General features: G+C 65.2%; 11 protein-coding genes. All 11 read left to right on the top strand.

The features are described 5' to 3' along the window. Positions 1–214: 214 nt before the first annotated feature. From ACOOE1_RS14280 to ACOOE1_RS14230, 11 genes are read left to right on the top strand one after another with little or no spacing between them, the layout of a single operon-like run. Positions 215–1444, top strand: a complete 1230-nt coding sequence (locus tag ACOOE1_RS14280) for a glycosyltransferase family protein (protein WP_420402870.1) — start codon at positions 215–217, stop codon at positions 1442–1444. 48 nt (positions 1445–1492) lie between these two features. Then, on the top strand, positions 1493–2758 hold the full coding sequence (locus ACOOE1_RS14275) for a glycosyltransferase family 4 protein (protein ID WP_420402869.1): 1266 nt from the start codon (positions 1493–1495) through the stop codon (positions 2756–2758). After that, complete coding sequence (locus ACOOE1_RS14270; protein ID WP_420402868.1) at positions 2755–3897, top strand: glycosyltransferase family 4 protein; 1143 nt, start codon at positions 2755–2757, stop codon at positions 3895–3897. Before ACOOE1_RS14275 ends, ACOOE1_RS14270 begins: the two co-directional genes overlap by 4 nt. Then, positions 3894–4487: a histidine phosphatase family protein gene (locus tag ACOOE1_RS14265; RefSeq protein WP_420402867.1), complete on the top strand. Its 594-nt coding sequence runs from the start codon at positions 3894–3896 to the stop codon at positions 4485–4487. The genes ACOOE1_RS14270 and ACOOE1_RS14265 overlap by 4 nt, the downstream gene beginning before the upstream one ends. Further along, positions 4484–5644, top strand: a complete 1161-nt coding sequence (locus ACOOE1_RS14260) for a glycosyltransferase family protein (protein WP_420402866.1) — start codon at positions 4484–4486, stop codon at positions 5642–5644. The genes ACOOE1_RS14265 and ACOOE1_RS14260 overlap by 4 nt, the downstream gene beginning before the upstream one ends. Then, a complete protein-coding gene (locus ACOOE1_RS14255) occupies positions 5641–6414 on the top strand; it encodes a polysaccharide deacetylase family protein (RefSeq protein WP_420402865.1) in 774 nt (257 codons plus the stop codon). Before ACOOE1_RS14260 ends, ACOOE1_RS14255 begins: the two co-directional genes overlap by 4 nt. Before the next feature lie 10 nt (positions 6415–6424). Further along, positions 6425–6925 (top strand): hypothetical protein, encoded by a 501-nt coding sequence (locus ACOOE1_RS14250; RefSeq protein ID WP_420402864.1) that lies wholly within the window; start codon positions 6425–6427, stop codon positions 6923–6925. Positions 6926–6962: 37 nt separating this feature from the next. Further along, positions 6963–8858 (top strand): dipeptide ABC transporter ATP-binding protein, encoded by a 1896-nt coding sequence (locus ACOOE1_RS14245; protein WP_420402863.1) that lies wholly within the window; start codon positions 6963–6965, stop codon positions 8856–8858. Continuing rightward, the gene (locus ACOOE1_RS14240; RefSeq protein WP_420402862.1) at positions 8855–10771 is read left to right on the top strand and encodes an ABC transporter substrate-binding protein; all 1917 of its coding nucleotides are present in this window, start codon (positions 8855–8857) and stop codon (positions 10769–10771) included. The genes ACOOE1_RS14245 and ACOOE1_RS14240 overlap by 4 nt, the downstream gene beginning before the upstream one ends. Positions 10772–10783: 12 nt before the next feature. After that, positions 10784–11782: an ABC transporter permease gene (locus tag ACOOE1_RS14235; protein WP_420402861.1), complete on the top strand. Its 999-nt coding sequence runs from the start codon at positions 10784–10786 to the stop codon at positions 11780–11782. Then, the gene (locus tag ACOOE1_RS14230) at positions 11779–12951 is read left to right on the top strand and encodes an ABC transporter permease (protein WP_420402860.1); all 1173 of its coding nucleotides are present in this window, start codon (positions 11779–11781) and stop codon (positions 12949–12951) included. The genes ACOOE1_RS14235 and ACOOE1_RS14230 overlap by 4 nt, the downstream gene beginning before the upstream one ends. The last annotated feature ends 32 nt before the right edge of the window (positions 12952–12983 follow it).

Raw genomic sequence — 12983 nt, 5'->3', positions numbered from 1 at the left:
CCGTGCCGGTTGGCGAGGTTGGCAAAAACCGTTTGCGCGCAGAACAGTAACCGAACGGTACCGGTAGGTAAATGTACCGCGGGCCAAACTGGTTTTGCCGCACCGTGTGCTGTGGCATAGTGCATTGCAATGGGGACTGAGTGGGGGCCGAACCTGCGGGTTCAGCAGGGCTTTCCATCTTTTATGCACGGCCGAAAACAACGTGGACGGGCGTATGACGTACGCTATCAACAAGCGCGGCCAGAAGCGTGTCCTGATGTACAGTCACGACACGTTGGGGCTCGGCCATTTGCGCCGGTGCCGGGCAATCGCGCATTCGCTCGTCGAGCAGCAGTCGGATCTGACGGTGCTGATCCTCTCGGGATCGCCGATCATCGGCAGCTTCGATTTCCGCACGCGGGTCGACTTCGTACGCATTCCGGGTGTCATCAAACTGCGCAACGGCGACTACACCTCGCTCAATCTGCATCTCGATATCGAGGAAACGCTCAACCTCCGGTCCTCGATCATCAAGCACACGGCGGACGCCTTCGATCCGGACATGTTCATCGTCGACAAGGAACCCTGGGGACTGCGCGGCGAGGTGCGGCCGACGCTGGAAATGTTGAAAGAGCGCGGCACGCCGCTTGTGCTCGGGCTCCGGGATGTCATGGACGAGCCGGAAAAGCTGCTGCCGGAATGGGAGCGCAAGAACGCGGTCGAGGCGCTGCGCGACGTCTATGACGAGATCTGGGTCTATGGCCTTCAGTCGGTCTGCGATCCCTATTCCGGCATGCCGATGCCGGATTCGGTACATGCCAAGACCAAATATACGGGCTATCTGAAACGCAAGGTCCCGACTCACACGCATCCGATACCGACCACCGATCTCGAGGACCCCTTCATCCTGGTCACCGCCGGCGGCGGCGGCGACGGCGACGGCCTGATGGACTGGGTGCTGAAGGCCTACGAGGCGGACAGCGCGCTGCCATATCGCGCCATGCTGGTGCTGGGCCCCTTCATGCCGGCGGAGCTGCAGAACGACTTCATGGAACGGGCCGCCGAACTGGACCGGGTCGAGGCGATCACCTTCGACGCACGGATCGAGAGCATGATGGCCCGTGCCGCAGGGATCGTCGCGATGGGCGGCTACAATACTTTCTGCGAGATCCTTTCCTTCGATAAACGGGGCTTGATCGTGCCGAGGACCGAACCGAGGCTGGAGCAGTTCATCCGGGCCTCGCGCGCCGAGGAACTGGGCATGACGGCGATGCTGGTCGATGACGGCAGCCGCGATCCCGATGTCATGGCGGATGCACTCCGGCGCCTGCCTAGCCAGCCGCGCCCGTCCGAGATCATGGCCGCGTCGCTTCTGGACGGTCTTGACGAGGTAAACAGTCTCACCCATCGATGGCTCTATGAGCATCCCAGAGGCAACATCTCGATGCTGCGCCGCGAGGCGTAAACGGCCCGACGCCGGTCGGACCTCGGTCCCAAGAGCATGCGAGACGGTATGACAGAACCAACTTCCAGCGTTCCGACGGCAATCGTGCTGAAAGGGTATCCGCGTCTTTCGGAAACTTTCATCGCCCAGGAAATCCTGGAGCTGCAGCGGCGCGGGCTGGATTACACGATCGTCTCCCTGCGGCACCCGACAGACAAGGCGGCCCATCCGGTCCACGAGCAGATCGTGTCGGCGGTCAACTACCTGCCGGAATACCTCTATCGGCAGCCGCTCCGGGTTCTGAAGGCCTGGTGGCAGGTGCGCCGGCTGCCCGGATACGATGCCGTCTTCCGGCTCTGGCTGAAGGATCTCCGGCGCGACCCGACACCCAACCGGGGACGCCGTTTCGGCCAGGCGCTCGTCCTCGCCGCCGAACTCGAGCCCCGTTACCGGCACATCTATGCGCATTTCCTCCACACGCCCGCCTCGGTCGCGCGCTACGCCGCGCTGATGACCGGGCGCAGCTGGTCGGCCTCGGCGCATGCCAAGGATATCTGGCTCAGTCCGACATGGGAGAAGCGGGAGAAACTGCAGGATGCGGCCTGGGCGGTGACCTGCACCCGCTATGGCCATGAACATCTCGAGTCCTTGGTGCCGGGCCGGACGCGGCTGGTCTATCACGGTCTCGATCTCGCGAGTTTTGCGCCCGTCGCTCCGAAGCCGCCTGGAGGCGACGGTTCCGCAGTGCCGGTGCAGCTGCTCTCCGTCGGCCGCGCCGTGCCGAAGAAAGGCTTCGACCGTCTTCTGGAGGCGCTCGCGGGCCTGCCTGACGGGCTTCTCTGGCACTGGACGCATATCGGCGGCGGCAAGGAGCTGAAGGCCCTCAAGGACCAGGCCGCACGGCTCGGCCTCGACGATCGCGTCACCTGGCGCGGACCGGCGGCGCAGAGTGCGGTGATCGAGGCCTATCGTGCGTCCGATCTCTTCATTTTGCCGAGCCGGGTCGCCGAAGATGGCGATCGGGACGGTCTGCCGAACGTCCTGATGGAAGCGCAAAGTCAGCGTCTCTGCTGCCTTGCGACCGCTGTCGCCGCAATCCCGGAACTGATCGAGAGCGGGGTGACGGGAGACCTGGTGCCGCCGGACGACGGAGATGCGCTGACGGCGGCGCTCGAAGAGCTGATCCGAGATCCGGCACGCCGCGCCCGGCTTGCGGCCGCGGGGGAGGAGCGGGTGCGGGACCGGTTCGACCACCGTTCCGCAATCTCCGTCCTCGCCGGACTGCTCGGCCTTGCTCCGGCAAGTGCCGGGACCGGGACGGACGCGGCGGCGTGAGGATTGCCTTCTATGCGCCGTTGAAGGCGCCCGACGCGCCGACCCCGTCCGGCGACCGCCGGATGGCTCGTTTGCTGATGGCGGCGCTCAGGGCCGGAGGGCACGAGGTCTGCCTCGCCTCGCGCCTGCGCAGTCGTGATGGCGCGGGCGATCCGGGACAGCAGGCAAGGATCGCAGCGCGCGGCAGGCGCCATGCCGACCGCTTCTGCGCTTGTTGCGAAAGCGGAAAGATCGCGGCTCCGGAGCTCTGGTTTACCTATCACCTCTATTACAAGGCTCCGGACCATATCGGCCCCCGTGTCGCCGAGCGGCTCGGCATTCCCTATGTCGTGGCGGAAGCCTCGAATGCGCCGAAGCGGGCGGGCGGTCCCTGGGCCGACTCGCACCGCCGGGTGGTCGACGCCCTCGGCCGCGCCGACCTCGTTGTCGGCTTCAACAGCCGGGACAAGACCTGCCTGCAGCCGGTTCTGAAACCGGACAGTGCCTATCTCGACCTGAAACCGTTCGTCGACGGTCTGCCTTATCCGCCGCGACCGGCCGGCTCGGCACTCCGGTCAGAACTCGGAGTCGCGGAGCGGGATCCCGTGCTTCTGGCGGTTGGGATGATGCGACCGGGGGCGAAGACGGCGTCCTACAAGCTTCTGGCCGGCGCTCTCTCCATGATTTCGACGGAGCGGCGCTGGGCGCTCGCGATCGCCGGAGACGGGCCCGCGCGCGCCGAGGTCGAGCAAGCTTTCCGGGGCCTTGGCGGCCGGGTCCGGTTCCTCGGTGCGATCGGGCCAGAGCGCCTGACGGCGCTCTATCTCGGCGCGGATATCCTGGTCTGGCCCGCGATCAACGAAGCCTACGGCATGGCGCTGCTGGAAGCGCAGGCGGCAGGCCTGCCGGTGGTCGCAGGGGATGCGGGCGGCGTGCCGGACATCGTGACCGACGGAGATACCGGCCTGCTTTCGCCCGAAGGCGACACGGCCGGGTTCGCCGCCAATCTCGACCGGCTGCTCCGCGACCCGGAGCAGGTCAGCCGCATGGGGGCGGCTGCCCGGGCGCAGGCCAATCGGTGGCACAGTCTCGAATCCGCGGCCGCCCGGCTCGATACGGCACTCAGAAAGCTTGAACGGCGCGGGAGCGCGGTATCGTGAGAATCGGCTTCCTGAGGCACGGCCCGACGGAATGGAATGAGGACAGGCGCCTGCAGGGCCATGCCGACATTCCGCTCTCCGCTGGCGGCCGCGCGAAAGCTGCCGGATACCGCCTTCCGGACGCGTTTCTCGGCGTCCCCGCATTCGTCTCGCCGCTTGGCCGGGCGCGGGAAACGGCGGAGCTCGCCGGCGTTGCGGATGCCGCCGAGGAACCGCTGCTCATCGAGATGGACTGGGGGGCGTGGGAAGGACAACGACTCCCGGATCTGCGAGAGCGTTTCGGCAAGGAAATGGAGCTGAACGAGGCGCGCGGGCTCGATTTCCGTCCGCCCGGGGGCGAGAGCCCACGCGAGGTGCAGGCCCGGATGGCCGCCTTGTTCGATCGACTGAACCGGCTCCGGCCCCGCCCGCAAAGCTGCCTGCTCGTGACCCATAAGGGCGTGATCCGTGCCGCGCTCGCGCTTGCCTTCGGCTGGGACATGACGGGAAAACCGCCGGTCCGCCTTGACTGGTCGGCGCTGCATGTGGTCCGTCTCGACGCCGACGGGACGCTCGAGCCCGATGCCATGAATGTGAGCCTGCTGCCATGACGGAACCCCGGTCGAAGTCGCTGTTCCTCTATGTCCAGAATTTGCTCGGGATCGGCCATCTGCGGCGCGCGGCCGCGGTGGCACGGGCTGCCGCAGAAGCCGGATTCGAGGTGCATTTCGTCTCCGGCGGCATGCCGGTGCCGGACCTCGATATCGGCGCGGCGACGTTACACCAGTTGCCGCCGGTCCGCGCTGCGGACAGTCTCTTCAAAGTGCTTGAGGACGAGAACGGGCAAGAGATCGACGATGCCTGGAAGGCGGCGCGCCGGGACCGGCTGTTGGCGCTGTTCGAGGAAACCCGCCCGGCAATCCTCTTCACCGAGCTGTTTCCCTTCGGCCGCCGGCAGATGCGCTTCGAGCTGCTGCCGCTGCTGGATCTCGCGAAGGACGCGCCCTGGCGACCTAAGATCGTATCCTCGATGCGCGATATATTGGTCACCAAGCCGCGGCCGGACCGCAACAGGGAAATCGTCGAGACTGCCGGCCGCTACTATGATCTGGTCCTGGTCCACGGCGACGAGCGCGTCATCAGCCTTGCCGACACCTTTCCGATGTATGGCGATCTGACGCCGCCGGTCCGCTATACCGGCTACGTCCTGAACCCGATCGACAGCGGGAGCGGGCAGGGCGACGGCGCCGGCGAGATCGTCGTCTCCGCCGGAGGCGGCGCTGTCGGCGGCAACTTCATGCGCGCGCTCGCCCGGCTGAGACCGGAACTGCCCTTTGCCGACCGCACCTGGCGCTTCGTGACCGGTCCGCACATGCCGGAGGATGCCGCGCGCGACATCGAACGCGAGGCCGGGCCGGGAGTCATCGTGGAACGCAGCCGGCCGGATCTCGCCGCGCTCATTTCGCGCGCATATCTATCAATCTCCCAGGCCGGCTACAACACGCTCGCGGAAATCCTGACCGCCGGAACCGCCTCCGTCGTGATTCCGTTTGTAGGCGGCGTCGAGACCGAGCAGCGCGTGCGCGCCGATCTTCTGGCGCGGCGCGGCCGCCTCGCGGTGGTACCGGAAGATGCATTGGCACGGGACACACTTGCCGCCGCGATGGAGCGGGCCGTGGCGGCGCGCGACAAGGGTGTTGCCGGTGTCGATCTCGGCGGCGCCGCCGGAACCGCGCGGATCTTGACCGACCTGCTGGAGCAGTCATGAGCGACGGCGCCGTCCAGGCCGCCGATCTGCGGCGCGCGCTCGACGCTGCGGCGGAGGCCGGACGGACTCTCGATGTCTGGTGGCGGGACGACGACCTGCAGCGCCCGGGGCCGGACCTCGAGCCGTTGCTCGCGCTCGCCGACGCGACCGGCTGGATGCCGGGCCTCGCGGTCGTGCCCGAGGGCATGGATGCGGACGGGCTCGCGGCGCGGCTGGAGAAGACCGGCGCAGAGTTGCTCGTTCATGGGCTTGCACACCGCAATCACGCCGGGCCCGGCGAAAAAAAATCCGAGTTCCCGTCCACCCGGACGATGGGGGACATGTGCCGGGACGCGGCGGACGGCCTTCATCGTCTGAAAGCCGCATTCGACCGGAACTGCCTCGCCGGTTTCGTTCCGCCCTGGAATCGAATTGCGCCGGGCCTGGCGGCGGGCCTCCCGGCATGCGGTTTCGATGTCCTGTCGACCTTCGGGCCGCGCCGCGCGGCCGAGCCGGTTCCTGGCCTGAAATGTGTGAACACACATATTGACGTTATCGATTGGCGTGGTACCCGTCGCTTTATCGGTATCGGAGCGGCGCGGGCGGCGATTGTCCGACATCTCGCGGCGGTCCGGTCGGGCGTCGCGGATGCGGAGGAGCCGTGCGGACTCTTGACCCATCATCTGATAATGGTGGAGGAGGACTGGCATGCGCTCGGCATTCTGGCGTCGGAACTGGCCGCCCACGAAGCGGTTCGCCTTTGCGCGCCTAGCGACTGTTTTTTCTCATGAAGGACGACGGATGAGTCTGCACGCCTATCAGAAAAACGCCCTCGTTGCAGACTATCTGCGCGGTGGTCTCGGCTTCGCGGTCACCGCCTTTCCGGTGGTATTCGCCCCGATGCTGGGCACCTTTCAGATCATCTTTGCCCTCATCTCTCTGGTGTTTGCCGGTTTTCTGCTGAAAACCTGGTTGCGCGCCCAGACCCGGATCGAGGTCGCCGACGAGGGTATCCGTGCGCTCGGCCCCTTCGGCAAGACCATCGCCTGGCCCGATCTGGCGGAGATGGAGCTGCGCTATTATTCGACCCAGAAAGACAAGGCGAAAGGCTGGATGCATCTGGTCCTAAAGGGCGGCGACGGCGCGAAAATCAGCATTGAATCGACACTTGACGGTTTCGATAGGGTGCTTGAGCATGCCGCTGCCGCCGCTGGTCGGAACGGCGTCGCTCTCAACCAGACGACAACGGAGAATCTGACGGCCGCTGGGGTATCAACGGGGATTGCCGTGGGGGATCGTTAGATCGTTAGGACGCCGGCGGTAACGGGGAGATGATGGCATGGTAGACCAGCTGACGCCGCTCCTGCGGGTCAGGGATCTGCAGGTTGCATTCGACCTGCCGGGCGGCGAGCTGCTTGCCGTGAACAAGGTTTCCTTCCAGGTCCGTGCCGGCGCAACGGTTGCTCTCGTCGGCGAGTCGGGTTCCGGCAAGAGCGTGGTCAGCCAGGCCATCATGGGGTTGCTGCCCCGGATCGCGGAGATCCGCGGCGGCTCAATTCTCTTCGCCGACGACCGTGCCAGGGGCACAATCACCGACATCGCCCGCCTGAAGCGCAACAGCCGCGAGATGCGCCAGATCCGCGGCGGACGGATCTCGCTGATCTTCCAGGAGCCGATGACCTCGCTCTCCCCGCTGCACACGGTGGGCAACCAGATCCGCGAAGCGCTCGAGCTGCATCGCAGCGTCTCGGGCCGTGAGGCCAACGAGCTGACCGAGGATATGCTCCGCATGGTCGGCTTCCCGGATCCGGCACGTGCCATGCGGACCTATCCGTTCGAGCTTTCGGGCGGCCTCCGCCAGCGGGCGATGATCTCGATGGCGCTGATCTGCCGTCCGGCGCTGCTCATCGCCGACGAGCCGACGACCGCGCTCGACGTCACGATTCAGGCGCAGATCCTGAAGCTGATGAAGGACCTGCAGGCCGAACTCGGCATGGCGGTGCTGATGATCACCCACGATCTGGGGGTCGTGGCCAACATGGCCGACGACGTCGTCGTGATGTATCGCGGCCGGATCATGGAAAGCGGCACGCGCGACGAACTCTACCGCAATCCGCAGCATCCCTACCTGAAGGCGCTGATGGCGGCGGTGCCGCGCTTCAACATGGAACCGGGCGAACGGCTGGTGCCGATCCGCGAGATCAAGAGCGAAACCGGCCACCTTCTGGCCCCGACGGGCGAGGAAAAGAAGGTGCCTGCGCAACAGCCGATCCTCAAGGTCGATAACCTTTCGAAATCTTTTACCATCCGCAAGGGGGCCTGGCTTTCGAACAAGGAATCCAGGGTCTACGCGCTGGACGATGTGAGCTTCGAGGTGCGGCCCGGAGAATGCCTCGGTCTGGTTGGCGAGTCCGGGTGCGGCAAGACCACGCTCAGCAAGACCATCATGCGGGCGCTCACCCCCGATCAGGGGTCGGTCACCTATTGCGATCAGGATGGCGAGATCGACGTGCTCGGACTGTCGGACGACGATCTGACCGGCTTCCGCCAGAAACTGCAGTTCGTCTTCCAGGACCCGTTCAGTTCGCTCAATCCCCGGATGACGGTGTTCGATATCGTCAGCGAACCGCTGGTGATCCACGGCATCGGCGACGATGCCTACCGGCGCGAGATGGTGTCGGAGCTGATGAAGCTGGTCGGGCTCGATGCGCGGCACCTGAACCGCTATCCGCACAGTTTCTCCGGCGGCCAGCGCCAGCGCATCGGCATTGCCCGCGCCCTCGCCCTGAAGCCGCGGATACTGATCTGCGACGAGCCGGTCTCCGCGCTCGACGTGTCGATCCAGGCGCAGGTGCTTAACCTGCTCAAGGATCTTCAGGAACAGCTCAACCTCACCTACCTCTTCATTTCGCACAACCTTGCGGTGGTGGATTATATCGCCGACCGGATCGCGGTGATGTGCGCCGGACGCCTGGTCGAGCTGGCGCCGCGCGAGGAACTGTTCCGCAATCCGGTGCATCCCTATACCAAGGCGCTGCTGCACGCGGTTCCGGATCCGAGCCTCGACAACCCGCTTGATTTCGAATCCGTAATGGACAGGCGCTGCTCGGTCCCTTCCGAATGGCCGGCGCCCTTCACGGTGAGCGAGCAGACCCATCCGCGCCTGATCGATCTCGGCGGCGGACATTTCGTCCGCGCAGACGAGTCCGCCCTGACCCTGAGGTTGGCATCGTGACGCTCCTCCGGCGCCTGATCGCGGCTGTCGCGCTGGCGCTGAGCGCTACCGGCGCGTCCGCCGAGGAGATCCCGTCACTGGAAGCGCAGGTGGCGAGCGGCGTCCTGCCGCCGATGCATGAGCGCATGCCGAAAAGGCCGATGATCGTCGATCTCGAGAGCCGGGGGCAGAAACCGGGACGCTATGGCGGCACGCTGCGGATGCTGATGTCCCGCAGCAAGGACACCCGGCAGATGACGGTCTACGGATATGCCCGGCTTGTCTGCTATCGTCCGGGCGATTTCGAGCTCTTTCCCGACATTCTCGAGCGGTTTGAGGTCGAGGACGAGAAGGTCTTCACCTTCACCTTGCGCGAGGATCATCGCTGGTCCGACGGTCATCCCTTTACGGCGGAGGATTTCCGCTATTTCTGGGAGGATGTCGCCAACAACGAGGAGCTCTCGCCGGCCGGTCCGCCGAATATCTTGCTGGTGGACGGGGAACCGCCGCTGTTCCAGGTGCTGGACGAACGGACGGTGCGCTACAGCTGGTCAAAACCGAACCCGGATTTCCTGCCCGCGCTGGCGAAGGCCAGCCCGCTCTATCTCTACCGCCCGGCGCATTACCTGAAGCCGATGCATGCCGCCTATGCCGACCCGGACGAACTGGCGAAGCGGGTGGAGAACGCGCACCAGCGGAACTGGGCAGCGCTGCACAACAAGATGGACAATCTCTACCGGATGGACAATCCGGAGCTTCCTGTTCTGCAGCCCTGGCGGGTGACCGGCAACGCGACCGCGACCCGCTTCCGCTTCGAGCGCAATGCCTATTTCCACCGGGCCGATCCGCAGGGACGGCAGTTGCCCTATATCGATCAGGTGATCTTCAATATCGCCAGTCCGGGGCTGATCCCGGCCAAGGTGGGTGCCGGCGACGCCGACCTGCAGGCGCGCTATCTCTCCTTCGACGACTACACGTTTCTGAAGGAAGCCGAGGACCGCTTCCCGTTCGACACCCGGCTCTGGCGCACCGCCAAGGGCTCGCACATGGCGCTGTTCCCGAATCTCAATGCGGAAGACCCCGGCTGGCGACGGCTGTTCCGGGACGTGCGCTTCCGCCGCGCGCTGTCGCTCGCGATCAACCGCTACGAGATCAATCAGGTGATCTATTACGGCCTGGCCTACGAGGGCAACAACACGGTCCTGCCGGATTCGCCGCTCTTTGAGAAGGACTACCTGACCCGCTGGGCCGAGTTCGACCTGGAGCAGGCCAACCGGCTGCTGGACGAGATCGGCCTGCCGCGCGGCGAGGACGGTATCCGGCGGATGCCTGACGGGCGGCCGCTCGAATTGATCGTCGAGACTGCGGGGGAGAGCACCAAGCAGACCGACATCCTGTCGCTGATCCATGATTCCTGGCTCGAGGCGGGGATAAAGCTCTTCACGCGCCCGTCCCAGCGCAACGTTTTCCGCAACCGGATCTTTGCCGGGCAGACCCTGGTGTCCGTCTGGTCCGGCGCCGAGAACGGTCTCGCGACCGCCCATACAAGTCCGGCGGATTTCGTGCCCTTCAGCCAGCAGCAGCTGCAATGGCCGCAATGGGGCCAGTACATCGAAACCGGTGGACAGGCCGGCGAGGAAATCGACCTGGCGCCGGCGAAACGGCTGAGGGATCTCTATTTTGCCTGGCGCGACGCCCCGAACCGCGAGGCGAAGCGCGCCGCCTGGAAGGAAATCCTCGAGATCAACGCCGACCAGGTATTCTCGATCGGGCTGGTCTCGGGCGTGCTGCAGCCGGTCGTGGTCCATTCCAACCTGCGGAACGTGCCGAAGAAAGCGATCTACAACTGGGATCCGGGCGCCCATTTCGGCGTTTATCTGCCGGATACCTTCTGGTACGGCGAACCGCCGGCCAAGAGCGCGAGCGCGGATTAGGGGAGAGAAGACGTGCTGACCTACCTGATCCGCCGCATCCTGATCATGATCCCGACCCTGATCGCGATCAGCATAATCACCTTCATCATCATTCAGCTGCCGCCCGGCGATTATCTGACCACGATGATCAACGAGATGCAGAGCCAGGGCGAGAATGTCGACCAGTCGAAGATCGAGGCGCTCCGGGCGCAATACGGTCTCGACCGGCCGATGTACGAGCAGTATTTCCTCTGGGCGACCGGCCTGTTGCAGGGCGACTACGGCTATTCCTTCGAATACCAGCTCCCCGTGGCGGACGTGGTCGGCGATCGCGTCTTCCTGACCTTCGTGCTGAATTTCGCGACCATCCTCTTCATCTGGGCGGTCGCCTTTCCGATCGGCATCTATTCGGCCTGCAACCAGTACAGCATCACCGATTACGGGCTGACCTTCATCGGCTTCATCGGCCTGGCGACGCCGAACTTCCTGCTCGCGCTGATCCTGCTCTATCTCGCCAATATCTGGTTCGGGACCTCGATCGGGGGGCTGATGGATCCGCAGTATCTCGACCAGCCCTGGAGCACGGCAAAGGTGCTGTCGGTGCTTGAGCATCTCTGGGTGCCGGTGGTCGTCATCGGCACCTCCGGCACGGCGGCGATGATCCGGCGGCTGCGCGCCAACCTCCTGGACGAGCTGCAGAAGCAGTATGTCATCACCGCCCGCGCCAAGGGTTTGCCGCCGTTCCGCGCGCTGATGAAGTATCCGCTCCGGATGTCGCTCAACCCGTTCATCGCCGATATCGGCAACATGCTGCCGCAGGTCATTTCCGGCTCCGCCGTGGTCTCCATGGTGCTGTCGCTGCCGACCACCGGCCCGATGCTGATCGGCGCGCTGCAGAGCCAGGACATGTACCTCGCGGGCTCCTTCCTGATGTTCCTCGCGCTCCTGACGGTGATCGGCATGTTCATCTCCGATCTGCTGCTGGCGGTGCTCGATCCTAGGATCCGGCTCGGCGGAGGTGCCAGCCGATGAGTATTTCCTCGGGCGAGGGCCCGCGCACCGACCATTACGTCAACCGGGAGCCGTTTGATCCGGATACCGACACGGTTCTGACGCCGGAGCAGGAACGCTACTACATGGCGTCCCAGTGGCAGATGATGTGGTGGAAGCTGAAGCGCCACCGCGTCGCGGTCATTTCCGGCCTGTTCCTCATCCTGCTCTATCTCTCGACCATCATCAGCGAGATGATCGCACCCTATGCGCTGGCGACGCGCCACACCGACTCCATCTATGCGCCGCCGCAGCGGGTGCAGCTGTTCCACGAGGGCAGTTTCGTCGGCCCCTTCGTCTACGGGCTCGACTACACGCTGAACATGCGCAACCTGAAGCGCGAATACACCGCCAATCCGGAAAAAGTCGAGAAACTGCGCTTCTTCTGCAGCGGCGACCCCTACGCGTTCTGGGGCATGGTGGAGATGGATTTCCATCTGGTCTGCCCGGCGGAGGGAGGCACGCTCTTCCTGCTCGGCACCGATCGCCTCGGGCGCGACATGTTCTCGCGTATCGTCTACGGCACCCGGATCTCCCTCACGGTCGGCCTGATCGGGATCGCGGTCAGTTTCGTGCTCGGCATCGTGATCGGTGGCATGGCCGGATATTACGGCGGCTGGGTGGACAGCCTGACGCAGCGGGTTATCGAGGTCATCCGCTCCTTCCCGGAACTGCCGCTCTGGATGGCGCTCTCTGCCGCCCTGCCGGTGACCTGGAGCCCGATCCTGATCTATTTCGGCATCACCATCATCCTCGGCCTGCTGGACTGGACCGGCCTCGCGCGGGCGGTGCGCTCGAAGCTGCTGGCACTGCGCGAGGAGGATTTCGCCGTCGCCGCCCAGCTCATGGGCGCGAAACCGACACGGATCATCGGGCGCCATCTGCTGCCGAGCTTCATGAGCCATCTGATCGCCTCGGCGACGCTTTCGATCCCCTCGATGATCCTCGGCGAGACCGCGCTCAGCTTCCTCGGGCTCGGCCTGCGGCCGCCGATCACCTCCTGGGGCGTGCTCCTGACCGAGGCGCAGAACATCAACGCGGTCGAGCTCTATCCCTGGATCATGACGCCGGTGGTGCCGGTCATCCTGGTCGTTCTTGCCTTCAATTTCTTCGGCGACGGGCTGCGCGACGCTGCGGATCCCTACAAGTAGGTGCCGACGGTCATGAGGGCGCTTGAAACGCC

This window comes from Nisaea sp., from assembly GCF_965216895.1.
Taxonomy (GTDB): domain Bacteria; phylum Pseudomonadota; class Alphaproteobacteria; order Thalassobaculales; family Thalassobaculaceae; genus Nisaea.
This window is presented reverse-complemented; position numbering and strand designations above follow the sequence as displayed.